General features: G+C 72.7%; 13 protein-coding genes. 2 read left to right on the forward strand and 11 right to left on the reverse strand.

Translation table 11 applies throughout. The annotated features are described in order from the left end of the window. Positions 1-45: 45 nt before the first annotated feature. Positions 46-2,568 carry an ATP-dependent Clp protease ATP-binding subunit gene (locus ACU6P3_RS14570; protein ID WP_344276448.1) on the reverse strand — a complete coding sequence of 841 codons (2,523 nt, stop codon included), beginning with the start codon at positions 2,566-2,568 and terminating at the stop codon, positions 46-48. Positions 2,569-3,112: 544 nt separating this feature from the next. Here ACU6P3_RS14570 and ACU6P3_RS14575 point away from each other — a divergent pair. Further along, positions 3,113-3,709, forward strand: a complete 597-nt coding sequence (locus tag ACU6P3_RS14575) for an SCO3374 family protein (RefSeq protein WP_447197479.1) — start codon at positions 3,113-3,115, stop codon at positions 3,707-3,709. On the opposite strand, the gene ACU6P3_RS14580 is transcribed toward ACU6P3_RS14575, so the two are convergent. From ACU6P3_RS14580 to ACU6P3_RS14625, 10 genes are all read right to left on the reverse strand, one after another. After that, positions 3,688-4,023: a histone-like nucleoid-structuring protein Lsr2 gene (locus ACU6P3_RS14580; protein WP_447197480.1), complete on the reverse strand. Its 336-nt coding sequence runs from the start codon at positions 4,021-4,023 to the stop codon at positions 3,688-3,690. The two genes, ACU6P3_RS14575 and ACU6P3_RS14580, sit on opposite strands and share 22 nt — an antisense overlap. Positions 4,024-4,178: 155 nt before the next feature. After that, the gene (locus ACU6P3_RS14585; protein ID WP_078855011.1) at positions 4,179-4,718 is read right to left on the reverse strand and encodes an amino-acid N-acetyltransferase; all 540 of its coding nucleotides are present in this window, start codon (positions 4,716-4,718) and stop codon (positions 4,179-4,181) included. 9 nt (positions 4,719-4,727) lie between these two features. Beyond that, positions 4,728-5,285, reverse strand: a complete 558-nt coding sequence (locus ACU6P3_RS14590) for a BlaI/MecI/CopY family transcriptional regulator (protein WP_447197481.1) — start codon at positions 5,283-5,285, stop codon at positions 4,728-4,730. Between the two features lie 254 nt (positions 5,286-5,539). After that, complete coding sequence (locus tag ACU6P3_RS14595) at positions 5,540-5,722, reverse strand: hypothetical protein (protein WP_030756113.1); 183 nt, start codon at positions 5,720-5,722, stop codon at positions 5,540-5,542. Then, positions 5,686-6,555, reverse strand: a complete 870-nt coding sequence (locus tag ACU6P3_RS14600; RefSeq protein WP_447197482.1) for a hypothetical protein — start codon at positions 6,553-6,555, stop codon at positions 5,686-5,688. The genes ACU6P3_RS14595 and ACU6P3_RS14600 overlap by 37 nt, the downstream gene beginning before the upstream one ends. Before the next feature lie 383 nt (positions 6,556-6,938). Continuing rightward, positions 6,939-7,736 carry a type III pantothenate kinase gene (locus ACU6P3_RS14605; RefSeq protein ID WP_030756119.1) on the reverse strand — a complete coding sequence of 266 codons (798 nt, stop codon included), beginning with the start codon at positions 7,734-7,736 and terminating at the stop codon, positions 6,939-6,941. Then, positions 7,736-8,785, reverse strand: coding sequence for a carboxylating nicotinate-nucleotide diphosphorylase (gene nadC, locus ACU6P3_RS14610; RefSeq protein WP_447197483.1), 1,050 nt, complete (start codon positions 8,783-8,785; stop codon positions 7,736-7,738). The genes ACU6P3_RS14605 and nadC overlap by 1 nt, the downstream gene beginning before the upstream one ends. Positions 8,786-8,787: 2 nt before the next feature. Continuing rightward, on the reverse strand, positions 8,788-10,806 hold the full coding sequence (locus ACU6P3_RS14615; RefSeq protein ID WP_447197894.1) for an L-aspartate oxidase: 2,019 nt from the start codon (positions 10,804-10,806) through the stop codon (positions 8,788-8,790). Between the two features lie 176 nt (positions 10,807-10,982). Then, a complete protein-coding gene (gene panC, locus ACU6P3_RS14620; protein ID WP_447197484.1) occupies positions 10,983-12,068 on the reverse strand; it encodes a pantoate--beta-alanine ligase in 1,086 nt (361 codons plus the stop codon). After that, a complete protein-coding gene (locus ACU6P3_RS14625; RefSeq protein ID WP_447197485.1) occupies positions 12,065-13,102 on the reverse strand; it encodes a Rossmann-like and DUF2520 domain-containing protein in 1,038 nt (345 codons plus the stop codon). The genes panC and ACU6P3_RS14625 overlap by 4 nt, the downstream gene beginning before the upstream one ends. A gap of 110 nt (positions 13,103-13,212) precedes the next feature. Here ACU6P3_RS14625 and ACU6P3_RS14630 point away from each other — a divergent pair, with 110 nt between their 5' ends. Continuing rightward, a complete protein-coding gene (locus ACU6P3_RS14630; RefSeq protein ID WP_447197486.1) occupies positions 13,213-14,676 on the forward strand; it encodes a threonine aldolase family protein in 1,464 nt (487 codons plus the stop codon). Positions 14,677-14,683 lie beyond the last annotated feature (7 nt).

The raw sequence follows: 14,683 nt of genomic DNA on the forward strand, positions 1-14,683 counted from the left end.
ACGGTCCGGGGCAGCCCCTTCACGCCTTCACGCGCTTCTGGCGTCTCAGACGTCCTTCGTCAGGTTCGGGCCGCCGCCCGCCGCCTGCTCGATCGGCGGGACGTCCGGCAGCGGCGACTTCTCCTCGCCCCGGAAGGTGAACTTCTTCGCCTCGCCCTCGCCCTCGGTGTCCACGACCACGATGTGGCCGGGGCGCAGCTCGCCGAAGAGGATCTTCTCCGAGAGGACGTCCTCGATCTCGCGCTGGATCGTCCGGCGCAGCGGCCGGGCGCCCAGGACCGGGTCGTAGCCCTTCTGGGCCAGGAGCGACTTGGCGGCCGGGCTGAGCTCGATGCCCATGTCCCGGTCCTTCAGCCGCTCGTCCACCTTGGCGATCATGAGGTCGACGATCTGGATGATGTCTTCCTGGCTGAGCTGGTGGAAGACGACCGTGTCGTCGACACGGTTGAGGAACTCGGGCCGGAAGTGCTGCTTCAGCTCTTCGTTGACCTTGTTCTTCATCCGCTCGTAGTTGGTCTTCGTGTCGCCCTGTGCCGCGAAGCCCAGGTTGAAGCCCTTCGAGATGTCCCGGGTCCCCAGGTTGGTCGTCATGATGATGACCGTGTTCTTGAAGTCCACGACCCGGCCCTGGGAGTCGGTCAGGCGACCGTCCTCCAGGATCTGGAGAAGGGAATTGAAGATATCGGGGTGGGCCTTCTCGACCTCGTCGAAGAGGACGACGGAGAACGGCTTCCGGCGCACCTTCTCGGTGAGCTGGCCACCCTCTTCGTAACCCACGTAACCGGGGGGCGAACCGAAGAGGCGGGAAACCGTGTGCTTCTCGCTGAACTCCGACATGTCGAGGGCGATCAGCGCGTCCTCGTCGCCGAAGAGGAATTCGGCGAGCGTCTTGGAGAGTTCGGTCTTACCCACACCGGACGGGCCGGCGAAGATGAACGAACCACCGGGCCGCTTGGGGTCCTTCAGACCCGCTCGCGTACGCCGGATCGCCTGGGAGAGCGCCTTGATGGCGTCCTTCTGGCCGATGACGCGCTTGTGGAGCTCGTCCTCCATGCGCAGCAGGCGGCTCGACTCCTCCTCGGTGAGCTTGAAGACCGGGATGCCGGTGGAGGCCGCCAGGACCTCGGCGATCAGCTCGCCGTCGACCTCGGCGACGACGTCCATGTCGCCGGCCTTCCACTCCTTCTCCCGCTTGGCCTTCGCCGCCAGCAGCTGCTTCTCCTTGTCGCGGAGGGAGGCCGCCTTCTCGAAGTCCTGGGAGTCGATCGCCGACTCCTTGTCGCGGCGGACGCCCGCGATCTTCTCGTCGAACTCGCGGAGGTCCGGCGGCGCCGTCATCCGGCGGATGCGCATCCGGGAACCGGCCTCGTCGATCAGGTCGATCGCCTTGTCCGGCAGGAAGCGGTCCGAGATGTAGCGGTCGGCGAGCGTGGCGGCCTGCACCAGCGCCTCGTCCGTGATGGACACGCGGTGGTGCGCCTCGTAGCGGTCGCGCAGCCCCTTGAGGATCTCGATCGTGTGCGGCAGCGACGGCTCCGCGACCTGGATCGGCTGGAACCGGCGCTCGAGGGCCGCGTCCTTCTCCAGGTGCTTGCGGTACTCGTCCAGCGTGGTCGCGCCGATCGTCTGGAGCTCGCCGCGGGCCAGCATCGGCTTGAGGATGCTGGCGGCGTCGATCGCGCCCTCGGCGGCGCCCGCACCCACCAGGGTGTGGAGCTCGTCGATGAACAGGATGATGTCGCCGCGGGTGCGGATCTCCTTGAGGACCTTCTTCAGTCGCTCCTCGAAGTCACCGCGGTAGCGGGAGCCGGCGACGAGCGCGCCGAGGTCCAGGGTGTAGAGGTGCTTGTCCTTGAGTGTCTCGGGCACCTCGCCCTTGACGATGGCCTGCGCCAGGCCCTCGACGACCGCCGTCTTGCCGACGCCGGGCTCGCCGATGAGGACCGGGTTGTTCTTCGTACGGCGGGACAGCACCTGCATGACCCGCTCGATCTCCTTCTCGCGCCCGATGACCGGGTCGAGCTTGGATTCGCGGGCGGCCTGGGTGAGGTTCCGGCCGAACTGGTCGAGGACCAGGGACGTGGAGGGCGTGCCCTCGGCAGGACCGCCGGCGGTGGCGGCCTCCTTGCCCTGGTATCCGGAGAGCAGCTGGATCACCTGCTGCCGCACCCGGTTGAGATCGGCGCCCAGCTTCACGAGGACCTGGGCGGCGACGCCCTCGCCCTCGCGGATCAGGCCGAGCAGGATGTGCTCCGTGCCGATGTAGTTGTGGCCCAGCTGAAGGGCCTCGCGGAGCGACAGCTCCAGGACCTTCTTGGCACGGGGAGTGAAGGGGATGTGACCGGACGGGGCCTGCTGCCCCTGGCCGATGATCTCCTCCACCTGCTGGCGGACCGCCTCGAGCGAAATCCCGAGGCTCTCCAGGGCCTTAGCGGCGACACCCTCACCCTCGTGGATCAGGCCCAGGAGGATGTGCTCGGTGCCGATGTAGTTGTGGTTGAGCATCCGGGCTTCTTCCTGAGCCAGGACGACAACCCGCCGCGCGCGGTCGGTGAACCTCTCGAACATCGTTAATCGCTCCTCAGAGCGGTCAGGCAGTAAAGGGGTCGGTCCCCTCCCTGTCCTTCCGCAGCTTAGTCCCGCAAGCGGGGACCGCTCATTCCAACTGCCGACTACCCGTCCCAGGCTTCCAGCCCCGAACGCCGGACAACAGCTTCAACCCGATGGTGCGAGACGATGTTCCCGCAGGCCAGACAGATACCCGCACCATCAGTACGCCGATGGCGAACGTGAAGCCCTCCGACACCGCGTGTCGCCCCTTCCCACTAGGAATGTCTTACCCGCAAGCACGGACACTCCATGCGGCACGCCCCGGTTCCCTCCGCTACGGGCGAACATCCTTGCGTTCCCGAATACGCTCGTACGCCCCGGGTCACCAACGCTGCGCGTCCGATCGCGAACGCGACGTAACCATGAGGGGTGCGGGGAAGTTGCTCCGTGCATGGCCTTCACCGTCCCGCCGTCCCGCCCGGGTCCGCCGCCCCGCCCGACCTCGCCGCGCCGCGCCCCGGTCCCGCCGCGCGGGAACCGGCCGGCGCCGCCGCCGGGGCCCGTGCCGCGCGTCGCGCCGATCGATCCGCCGGGGGAAGACGGTCGCGCGCTCTGGTACGAGAACGAGTTCGGCTGGCCGACAGTGCCCGGACCGCCCGCCATGCTGCTGACGGGGTTCCGCTTCGACGTGCTGGAGATGCCCTCGGACGCGGGCGCGGCCGTCCTGCGACGCATGGGCCCGGCCGTCGGCCCCGTGATGCTCCACGGCAGGCGCATGGGCTTTCTGGTGGCCCCTGGGAGCGCCGAGGAGCTGCCGGGGCTGCTGGACTGGCTGGAGTGGGGCGGACTGGCCCTCGAACTGACCGCTCTGGGCACGGACGGCAGGACGGCGGCCCCCGTGCCGCCCCATTGGCCCCGAGTCGCCGGTCCGGGGGGCGCCGTGTGGCTGCGGCCCCCCGGCCCTGGACGTGAGGTGGTGCCGGAGCTGCCCGCGCTCGCCCCGTTCGGGCACGGCAGCGTCATCGGCGACGGGGGCAGGAGCGGTCATGCCCCCGATCTCGTACGACTCCTGGACACGGCGGCCACCGAGTGCCACCGGGCCCGGCTGCTGCGTGGAAATACGCTGCGTACGAATACTCAGCCGTTGGCCTTCTCGTAGGCCTCACGGATCTCGGCGGGAACGCGGCCACGGTCGTTGACGCTGTAGCCGTTCTCCTTCGCCCACTTGCGGATTTCCGCGGTGTCCTTGTTCCCGCCCGTGGCGACGCGGCCCTTGCCACGGCCACCGGAAGCACGGCCACCGGTCCGCCGGCCGCCCTTCGTGTACGGGTCGAGGAGCTCGCGCAGCTTGTCCGCATTGGCGGTGGTGAGGTCAATCTCGTACGTCTTGCCGTCCAGCGCGAACGTCACCGTCTCGTCCGCCTCGACACCGTCGAGGTCATCGACAAGAAGGACCTGAACCTTCTGTGCCACCGGATTTCCTTTCATCGAAAATGCAGTACGCGGAAAGGAAACCGCTTTTCTCCTGAAAACACAAACCCCCGGCAGAGGTTCAGTCGGGCACCGAGACGGGAAACGTACGCGATTCGGACATAGGGTTCCCGACGGGTTCCGGTGGGTTCCGGCGATCACAGATGCAGAAGCATCCGGCTGTTGCCCAAGGTGTTCGGCTTCACCCGTTCGAGACCGAGGAACTCCGCAACACCCTCGTCATAGGAACGCAGCAGCTCTCGGTAGACATCCCGGTCGACCGGAGTCTCGCCGATCTCCACGAAGCCGTGCTTGGTGAAGAACTCCACTTCGAAGGTGAGGCAGAATACGCGCCGCACTCCCAGCCAGCGGGCCGTCTCCAACATCTTGTCCAGGAGTTCGTGCCCGGCGCCGGTGCCCCTGGCCACGGGATCCACGGCGAGTGTGCGCACTTCGGCGAGGTCTTCCCACATCACGTGCAAGGCCCCACAGCCGATGACGTGGGCGTCCTCGTCGCGTTCCGCCACCCAGAACTCCTGGATGTCCTCGTAAAGGGTCACCGGCGCTTTGTCGAGCAGGATGCCCCGCCGTACGTACGGGTCCACAAGACGGCGGACCGCGGGCACATCCCGGGTCCTGGCCCGCCTGATCGTGAGGGCATTACGCGCGGCATTGGGAGAGGACGGGCTCGAGGACATGACTGGACGCTATCGCCCCGCCTCCGGCGGGACGTCGGCGCCCTCGGTGGCATCGCGCACGGCATCCCGGACGACATCTCGCGGCGGCGGCTCTTGCGTACGGAGATCTTCCGCACGGTCACTTTCCGTACGGTCACTTTCCGTACTGCCTTCCGCACTGCCTTCCGTACGGGCTTCCGTACGGGCTTCCGCGCCACCTTCCCGTCCGCGTTCCGGCCCGCCTTCCGGACCGCCTTCCGGGCGGTCGGCGCGGACGATACGGACGGCGTCCGCGAGCGAGCCGCGCTGCTCCGGCGACATCATGCCGAAGAAGGCGACGAGAGCCGCCGCCGGGTTGTCGCTCTTCGACCACGCCTCGTTCATGAGTGCCGCCGCGTAGGCGGCGCGGGTGGAGACCGCCGTATATCGATAGGCGCGGCCCTCGACTTCCCGGCGCACCCAGCCCTTCTGATGGAGATTGTCCATTACCGTCATGACGGTGGTGTAGGCGATGGACCGTTCCTTCTGAAGGTCTTCGAGGACTTCCCGGACGGTGACGGGGCGGTTCCATTGCCAGACGCGTGTCATGACGGCGTCTTCCAGGTCTCCCAATTGACGGGGCACAGTCCCACCATAGTAGGAGATGACTGGATGGCTGGTTATTTACGGAACAAAAAGGACGCGCGACGGGAAGACGTCGCGCGTCCTGTTGTGTCATTCGTCCCGTTACGGGATCGCCCGGCCCGTCGCACGCACCGCGGGTACGCGCGACCGCGCGCGATGCCGGGCCGCGTGGGTACGGGCGCGCGGCGAACGGGGCCGACGGACCGGCGGAGGGCGGGTCAGGCGCGGGGTGTCTCCGGGGTGCCGTTCCGGGCCGCCTCCGCGCGGGCGAACGCGGCGTCGACCGCGGCGTCTTCCTTGGTCTTGTTGGAGCCGCCCTGGCTCTTGACGATCGTCCTGACGAGGCCGATGAAGAACGCGGCCATCACGACGGGGGGCAGGAGCGCGGATACGTAGTCCATGGGATCCAGAGTAGCGAGACGGCCGGGCCGCGTCCGGCCCGGCCCGCCACCCCGGCCGGGCCGGCACAGCGGTCGGCGAGCCGGTCCCGCGGGGGCGCGGGGCGGCGTTTGGGCGGGAAGACCTCGGACGGCTTGGGCATCGGCCGGGAGGGGGCGGCGGGGCGCGGAGGTGACGGCTTTCCCTGCTCGCCCGGCTTGCCCGGCTCGCGCGGCCCGCTCGGCTCTCCCGGTTCGCCCGGCGGAGGCGCCTCGGGCCTTCCCGGCTTCCCCGGCTCGGCCGGCTTCCCCGGCTCGGCCGGCTTCCCCGGCTCGGCCGGCTTTCCCGGCTCCGCCGGCTTCCCCGGCTTCTGCGGCTTGGCCGGCTCACGCGGCCTCGGCTGACGCGAAGCGTCGTCCGCGTCGGCGCGGCCGCCGGGCAGAGCGAGCAGCCGGGCACGGGGCGCGGGGGGACGGCGCCCGGTCGCCCGTAGCCTCATGCAGCGCTCGAGGAGGGCCGCGGCGGTGGCGTTGCCCCCAAGGGCCCGCAGCGCGGCCAGATCGTCGGGGAGCGGAACGTGACCGGCGTCCAGGGCGTCCCCGAGCAACTCCAGGTAACCCGCGACCGACCCGGGGAGGGCGTGGCGGTAGCGGGCGAGGTCGGCCACCAGGAACGCCCTGAGCCGCCCGGCCTCCCGCACCGCCTCGTCCACGGACGCGGCCAGCCGCAGGCAGGCCCGCACGTGCTCGCTCGGGAGCGGGGCGGGGTGAAGGGCGACGTCGAGGGCGCGGCGGAGCACCCGCAACTCATCGGCACCGAACGTGATGCCGCCGTGGGAACCGTGAGGGGTGGGCATGCGGCGAGATTACGCGGCGAGGGAACGAAAGGGTCTTAACGGATAAGTCCGCGCGTTTCGTCTGCGGCGACCAGGCGGGCCTCGCGCGAGGCGGGACCGTGCCCCGGCGGCCCGTGCGGGACGGCGGCCGGCTCCGGGCCTCTGGCCTTTCCGGCACGCGGGAGAACCGTCGGCCCGGGCCGACGGGGCGGCGGGGCACGACGCCCGGCGCCACCGGACGCACGGGACGGAAACCCCGGCGCGAGGCCGGCCCGGGCAGGAGGGCGGCGTGGCCGCCCGATGCTCGCCGGTCCCGGGCCGGCCCTGGGCCGCCCTGGACGCCGCCCAGGGCGCGGGCGCGCGGGCGCTCGCTCCCTCGGTCCACGGCCCCTCGCCGGGAGGCGCTACGCGCGGGAGACGTTCCGCTCGTACACCAGCCGCAGACCGATCAGCGTCAGCCACGGCTCGTGCTCGTCGATCACCGACGACTCGCCCAGCACCATCGGCGCCAGGCCCCCCGTCGCGATCACCGTCACGTCCTCCGGGTCGGCCGCCAGCTCGCGGGCCATGCGCGTCACCACGCCGTCGACCTGGCCGGCGAAGCCGTACAGGATGCCCGACTGCATCGCCTCGACCGTGTTCTTGCCGATGACGCTCCGCGGCCGGGCCAGTTCGATCTTGCGGAGCTGGGCGCCCTTGACGCCGAGCGCGTCGACCGAGATCTCGATGCCCGGGGCGATCACGCCGCCCGCGTACTCCCCCCGCGCGCTCACCGCGTCGAAGGTCGTCGCCGTACCGAAGTCCACGACGATCGCGGGCCCGCCGTACAGGTCGACCGCGGCGACCGAGTTGATGATGCGGTCCGCGCCGACCTCCTTGGGGTTGTCGACCAGGATCGGCACCCCGGTCTTGATGCCGGGTTCCACGAGGACGGCCGGTACGTCGCCGTAGTAGCGGCGGGTGACCTCGCGCAGTTCGTGCAGGACGGTCGGGACCGTGGAGCAGATGGCGATGCCCCCGATGCCGTCGCCCAGCTCCTCGCCGAGCAGTGGGTGCATGCCCATCAGCCCCTGGAGGAGCACGGCGAGCTCGTCGGCCGTACGGCGGGCGTCGGTGGAGATCCGCCAGTGTTCGACGATGTCCTCGCCGTCGAACAGACCGAGCACGGTGTGGGTGTTGCCGACGTCGATCGTGAGCAGCATCAGGCGTCGACCTCGCGCAGGTCCAGGCCGATGTCCAGGATCGGGGACGAGTGCGTCAGCGCGCCCACCGCGAGGTAGTCGACGCCCGTCTCGGCGTACGCGCGCGCGTTCGCGAGGCTGAGCCGGCCGGACGACTCCAGGGTCGCGCGGCCCGCCACCAGCGCCACGGCCCGAGCCGTCTCGGCCGGGGTGAAGTTGTCCAGCAGGATCAGATCGGCGCCCGCGTCGAGCACCTCGCGCACCTGGCCGAGGGTGTCGGCCTCGACCTCGATCGGCACGTCGGGGAACCGGTCGCGCACGGCCTTGAACGCCTCGGCGATCCCGCCCGCCGCCACCACGTGGTTGTCCTTGACCAGGGCGGCGTCGGAGAGCGACATCCGGTGGTTCACACCGCCGCCGCAGCGCACCGCGTACTTCTCCAGGGCGCGCAGCCCCGGCGTGGTCTTGCGGGTGTCCCGGACCTTCGCGCCCGTGCCGTCGAGGGCGTCGGCCCATGCGCGGGTGGCGGTCGCGATGCCGGACAGCCGGCAGAGCAGGTTGAGGGCGCTGCGCTCGGCCGTGAGCAGGTCGCGGGTGCGGGCCGTGACGCTCAGCAGCTTCTGACCCGCCTCGACGCGGTCGCCGTCCCGTACGTGGCGCTCGACCTCGAAGTCCTCGGTGCAGACGAGGGACACGACGGCCTCGGCGATGTGCAGGCCCGCGACCGTACCGCTCTCCCGCGCCGTGAAGTCGCCGGTCGCCACGGCGTCCTCGGGGACGGTCGCGACGGTGGTGACGTCCACGTCACCGGCCAGGTCCTCCTGGAGGGCCACGTGCGCGATGTCCTCGACCACGACGGGGTCCAGTCCCCCTTCGACGAGCAGCCGGGCGAGCGCGTCGTCGAGCCCGCACTCCAGGCCGAGGCCCGCCAGTTCGCCGTCCTCCCCGCCGCCGGAGCAGCCGCAGCCGTCGCCGCAGCCGCCCGTGGCCGCGGCGGAGGCGGCGGCGCCGATCTGGATCAGCGGTACGTCCACGCGCTCCGCGTGCGGGATGTCTTCGGGCGTGCTCACGGTTACGGCTCCCTGGGGGCGTCGGGGCGGGGGGTTACGGGGACGAAGGGGAGGGCGGGGACGAAGGCGGGGCGCACGGGCGGGAACGCGGCTGTACGCGTGCGCCGGAGCGCGGGACGGAGCCCGGGACCGGGGCGGGCGTCCGGCTCGGCGGGCTGCTCGGCCGCCGTACCCGGCGCCAGACGGACGACGAGATGACGCTGCCAGTCGGCGTCGTCACGCTCGGGCCGGTCCTCGCGCCAGTGGCAGCCACGGGTCTCCGTACGCTCCGCCGCGGCGGCGACCAGCACCCGCGCCACACAGAGGAGGTTGGTGGTCTCCCACGAGTCGACGCCGGGAACGGCGGGCTTGCCCTTGGTGCTTTCGTGGGCCGCCTCGCCCCGCGCGGCCTCGTCGGCGGCCGCCTGGACGGCCGCCAGCGCCTGAGCCGCCTCCCGGAGACTGTGGGCCGAGCGCAGGACGCCCGCGCCACGCGACATGATCCGCTGGATGCGGGCGCGGGCGTCGGGCGGGATCAGCGGCAGTTCGAGCGCCGGGGCCGAAGTGATCGAAGTGCTCGGCGTGACCGGAGTGCTCGGCGTGACCGGGGTGACCGGAGTGCTCAGCGTGACCGGGGTGACCGGAGTGCTCGGCGTGACCGGGGTGACCGGAGTGCTCGGCGTGACCGGGGTGACCGGGGTGGTGCTCGACGTGGCCGGGGCGCTCGGCGTGACCGGAACCGGGGTCGGTCCGTCGTGCCGCACCTCCGGTGGCGCCGCTTCTCCCTCTTCTCCCCCGCGCGCGACGTCCGCGTCGGCGATGTCCGCCGCGATGCGCTCGGCGAAGACCAGCCCCTCCAGGAGGGAGTTCGAGGCAAGCCGGTTCGCGCCGTGCACGCCGGTGCAGGCCACCTCGCCGCACGCGTAGAGCCCCGGCACGGTGGTCCGGCCGCTCAGATCCGTACGGACACCGCCGGACGCGTAGTGGGCGGCCGGGGCCACGGGTATGGGCTGCGTCACCGGATCGATGCCGTGGGCCCGGCAGGCGGCCAGGATCGTCGGGAAACGGCTCTCCCACATGCGTGCGCCGAAGTGCCGCGCGTCCAGGTACATGTGCTCGGCGCCCCGCTCGCGCATCCGGCGCGTGATCGCCTTGGCGACGACGTCCCGGGGCGCCAGCTCCGCCAGTTCGTGCTGTCCCGCCATGAACCGGACGCCGTCGGCGTCCACGAGGTGGGCGCCCTCGCCCCGTACCGCCTCCGAGACCAGCGGCTGCTGGCCCTCCGCCCCGGCCCCCAGGAACAGCACCGTCGGATGGAACTGGACGAATTCCAGGTCCGAGACCTCGGCCCCCGCGCGCAGCGCCAGCGCCACCCCGTCGCCCGTCGAGACCGCCGGGTTCGTGGTCGCGGAGAAGACCTGGCCCATGCCCCCGGTGGCGAGGACGACGGCGGGGGCGTGGACGGCGCCGACGCCGTCGTGCTGCCCCTCGCCCATGACGTGCAGGGTGACGCCGCGGGTACGGCCGCGGTCGTCCGTGAGGAGGTCCAGGACCAGCGCGTTCTCGATCGTCCGGAGCGCCGCCTCGCGGACCGCCGCGACCAGCGCGCGGGAGATCTCGGCGCCGGTCGCGTCGCCTCCCGCGTGGGCGATGCGGCGGCGGTGGTGGCCGCCCTCGCGGGTCAGCTGGAGCTCACCGGCGGCGGAGGTGTCGAACCGGGCGCCGCTGGCGATCAGCCGCCGGACGGCCGCCGGACCCTCCGTGACGAGCAGGCGTACCGCCTCCTCGTCGCACAGCCCGGCGCCCGCGACCAGGGTGTCCTCCTGGTGCTGCGCGGGCGTGTCGCCCTCCCCGAGGGCCGCCGCTATGCCGCCCTGGGCCCAGCGGGTGGAACCGTCGTCGAGGCGGGCCTTGGTGACGACGACCGTCCGCAGGCCGGCGGCGGTGCAGCGCAGGGCGGCGGTGAGACCGGCGACGCCGGAGCCGACCACGACGACGTCCGCCTCGATGGACCAGCCGGGCGCGGGCGCCGCCAGCCGTATCCGGCCGCTGTCGCCGGCGGTGCGACCGCTGCCGCCGGTCGTACGGCCACCGCGGTCGCCGGTCGTGAGAGCACCGCTGTCGTGCGTACGGCCGCTGTCGTGCGCGGGGCCGCTGCTTTCATGCGTACGGCCGCTGTCGCCGCCGATGGGCTGCGGCACCGCTCCTGCCGTTCCGGTCACTGGGAGGCTCCGAACGTCAGCGGGATGTTGTCGATCAGCCGAGTGCCACCGACGCGTGCGGCGACGGCGAGGATCGCGTCGCCCGTGTAGCCGTCGGGGACCTCGGTGAAGTCGCCGGGGTCGACGAGAGCCAGGTATTCGAGGCGGAGCGGCGGGTTGGCGCCGGCCGCCTCCGCCAGGACGGCCCGGGCGGCCTCCCGTACGGCATCGGCCCCGCACGGACCCACCGGTTCCCGGCTCGCCGCCACCGCGTGCACGTCGGCCGCCAGCCGGGACTCCCCGAGGGCGGAGAGCGCGGCGGCGCGCCTGGACGCGACCGCCGGCGCGGAGGCGGCGCGGGCGCGCAGCGCGTGCTGGGCGCCCAGCCGGTCCCGCGCGGCGAACAGCGCCCGGGACAGGGCGAGGGCCGTACGGCGCTCCGGCGCCGACAGGTAGCGGTTGCGGCTGGAGAGCGCGAGACCGTCGTCCTCCCGGGTCGTCGGTACGCCGACGATCTCGACCGGGAAGTTCAGATCGCGGACCATCCGGCGGACCAGCGCGAGCTGCTGGGCGTCCTTCTGGCCGAAGAAGGCGACATCGGCGCGGCTCAGGTGCAGCAGCTTGGCGACGACGGTGAGCATGCCGTCGAAGTGCCCGGGGCGCGACACTCCTTCGAGCCGCTCGCCCAGCGGGCCCGCGGCGATCGTGACCTGGGGCGAGCCGCCGGGATAGACCTCGTCCACGGACGGCGCGAAGACGGCGTCCGCGCCCGCTTCCTGGGCGGTCTTCAGGTCCGCGTCGAGGGTACGGGGGTAGCGGTCGAGGTCTTCTCCGGCCCCGAACTGGAGCGGGTTGACGAACACCGTGACCACGACGAATCCGTGCGCGCCGACCCGGGCGCGGGCGGCCCGTACGAGGCTCGCGTGCCCTTCGTGCAGCGCGCCCATGGTCATGACGACGGCGACGGGGCCGGTGGCGCCGCCCGCGGGCGCGTCGCTGTCGGCGGTGGCGCCGTCACCGGCCGCGTCTCTGTCACCGAGTGCGGCGCGGGCCGCCAGCAGACGGTCGAGGTCCGCGCGCGTGGGGGCGAATCCGAAGCTCATCGCACGCCTCCCGGGCCACCGTCACCGCTGCCGCCGCCGTCACCACTGCCGCCGGGACGGGGACCGCCTCCGGGGCGGGGACCGCCTCCGGGGCGGGGGCCGGGGGCACCGGGGTCTCCGCGCCGCTCTCCGTCCGCGAGGACGTCGAGGAGGTCCTCCGCCAGTTCGGCCTTGAGCATGCCGTGGGCGAGCGCCCGGTCGGCGGTCGTACGGGCCATCGCCAGGTAGCCGGCGACGGCCCCCGGCGCGTGCTCGCGCAACTCGGCGACGTGGGCCGCGACCGTACCCGCGTCACCGCGCGCGACCGGGCCGGTGAGGGCGGCGTCGCCGGAGCGCAGGGCGTTGTCCAGCGCGGCGCCCAGCAGCGGGCCGAGCATCCGGTCGGGGGCGGTGGCCCCGGCCTTGCCGAGCAGCTCCATCGCCTGGGCCACCAGCGTGACCAGGTGGTTGGCGCCCAGGGCGAGGGCCGCGTGGTACAGCGGGCGGGCCTCCTCGGCGATCCACTCGGGCTCGCCGCCCATCTCGATGACCAGGGCCTCGGCGGCCAGCCGCAGTTCCTCGGGCGCGGTGACGCCGAAGGAGCAGCCGGCCAGCCGCTGGACGTCCACCGAGGTGCCGGTGAAGGTCATCACGGGGTGCAGGGCGAGCGGCAGCGCCCCGGCGCGCAGGGCGGGGTCGAGGACCCGGGTCCCGTACCGCCCCGAAGTGTGGACGATCAGCTGCCCCGGCCGTACGGCCCCGGTCTCGGCGAGCCCCTCGACGAGCCCGGGGAGCGCGTCGTCGGGCACGGTGAGGAGGACCAGCTCGGCCCGGTCCAGGACGTCGGCCGGGGTGACCAGCGGGACGTCGGGGAGCAGCGCGGCCGCCCGCCGCACGGAGGCGTCCGAGACGCCGGACACGGCGACGGGGCGGTGCCCGGCCAGCCGGAGGGAGGCGGCGAGGGCGGGGCCCACCCGGCCCGCGCCGACGACACCGACCGTGAGCCGGGCGGGCCGGTCCCGGGGGTCGTGGGGTGGTGGTGCTGAGGGATTCACGCGGCGACAGCCTTCCGTTCCAGTCCGCGAGGGGTACCGGACGTACGTACACCGACATGCTACGGGAGCGGGCTCCCCGACCGGCCGGTGCGCGGAGCCGGGAATATGACATGACCGCGATACACGTCGCGCGAGAGCATCGCCGGATGGAGCGGATGAGCGAGCGCGACGGGAACCACGCGACCGGGTCCGGCCCGGAGCCCGCGCACGACTGCGGCGCCGAGCACGACGGCGTCCACGGCGACGGGCACGGCGACGGGCACGGCACGGAACGCGGCGAGGGGCAGGGCGGGGAACGCGGTGAGGAACACCGCGACGAGCCGGGCGATGAGCGCGGTCACGAGGGTGGCGCGGGGCTCTCGCCCGAGGACCGGCGCCGGCACCGGCGGCTGGCCGCGTGGCGCGCCTGCGAGCGGGTGCTGACGCGGCCCGCGATGGACCAGCGGCTGGGCGAGCGGCTGGCCGCCCTGGCGGCGGACGCGGGAGCCGTGTACGACCTGGAGGAGCGGACCGACCTCTATGGCGACGGGGTCGTCGCGGAACTGGAACGGCGGGTGGCCGCACTGCTCGGTTTCCCCGCCGCCGCCTTCTTCCCCACCGGGACGATGGCCCAGCAGGTTGCGCTGCGCTGCTGGGCGGGGCGTACGGGCGAGCGGACCGTGGCGCTGCACCCGCTGGCGCACCCGGTGGTGCATGAGCGGGACGCGTTGACCGCCGTCAGCGGGCTGCGCACGGTCCATGCCACGAACGGGCCCCGGCTGCCGACCGCCGAGGAGGTCCAGGACCTGGCGGAGCCCTTCGGCACGCTGATGCTGGAACTGCCGCTGCGGGACGCGGGCTTCGTGCTGCCGACCTGGGACGAGCTGGTCGCGGTGGTGGAGGCGGCGCGCGAGCGGGATGCGGTGGTGCACTTCGACGGCGCGCGCCTTTGGGAGTGCGCCTCGCACTTCGGGCGCCCGCTCGCCGAGATCGCGGGGCTCGCGGACAGCGTGTACGTGTCCTTCTACAAATCACTGGACGGCCTGTCCGGGGCGGCACTCGCCGGTCCCCGGGAACTGGTGGAGGAGGCGCGGACCTGGCGCCACCGGTACGGGGGCCAGGTCTTCCAGCAGTATCCGGCGGCCCTGTCCGCGCTGGCGGGGCTGGAGCGGGAGCTGCCCCGGCTGCCCTCGTACGTGGCGCACGCGCGGATGGTGGCGGCGGAACTCGCGGCGGGGTTCGCGGCGTCGGGCGCGCCGTGGTTCCGCGTACACCCGGAGCCGCCGCACACGCACCAGTTCCAGGTGTGGCTGCCGTACACCCCGGAGGTGCTGAACGAGGCGGCGGTGCGGCAGGCCGAGGAGACGAAGGCGGCGCTGTTCCGGGTCTGGACGTCACCGCTCCCGGCGCCGGAGGGACTCGCCTTCACGGAGGTGACCGTGACGGAACCGGCTCTGGAGTGGACGGCGGCGGACGTCCACGCGGCGGCCGGGGAATTCGTGCGGTACGCGGAGCGGGCGGAGCGGGCGGAGCGGGCGGAGCGGGCGGAGCGGGACCGGAGGAACGAGAAGGAGGAGGCGCGGACCGCCGGCTGAGCGGCAC

Source organism: Streptomyces hebeiensis (assembly GCF_052983195.1).

What these genes read in the sequence shown, in the direction of transcription:
- ACU6P3_RS14570 (WP_344276448.1), bottom strand. Translation starts at nt 2,568, where the DNA reads ATGTTCGAGAGGTTCACCGACCGCGCGCGGCGGGTTGTCGTCCTGGCT.
- ACU6P3_RS14585 (WP_078855011.1), bottom strand. Translation starts at nt 4,718, where the DNA reads ATGTCCTCGAGCCCGTCCTCTCCCAATGCCGCGCGTAATGCCCTCACG.
- ACU6P3_RS14590 (WP_447197481.1), bottom strand. Translation starts at nt 5,285, where the DNA reads ATGACACGCGTCTGGCAATGGAACCGCCCCGTCACCGTCCGGGAAGTC.
- ACU6P3_RS14595 (WP_030756113.1), bottom strand. Translation starts at nt 5,722, where the DNA reads ATGGACTACGTATCCGCGCTCCTGCCCCCCGTCGTGATGGCCGCGTTC.
- ACU6P3_RS14600 (WP_447197482.1), bottom strand. Translation starts at nt 6,555, where the DNA reads ATGCCCACCCCTCACGGTTCCCACGGCGGCATCACGTTCGGTGCCGAT.
- ACU6P3_RS14605 (WP_030756119.1), bottom strand. Translation starts at nt 7,736, where the DNA reads ATGCTGCTCACGATCGACGTCGGCAACACCCACACCGTGCTCGGTCTG.
- panC (WP_447197484.1), bottom strand. Translation starts at nt 12,068, where the DNA reads ATGAGCTTCGGATTCGCCCCCACGCGCGCGGACCTCGACCGTCTGCTG.
- ACU6P3_RS14630 (WP_447197486.1), top strand. Translation starts at nt 13,213, where the DNA reads ATGACCGCGATACACGTCGCGCGAGAGCATCGCCGGATGGAGCGGATG.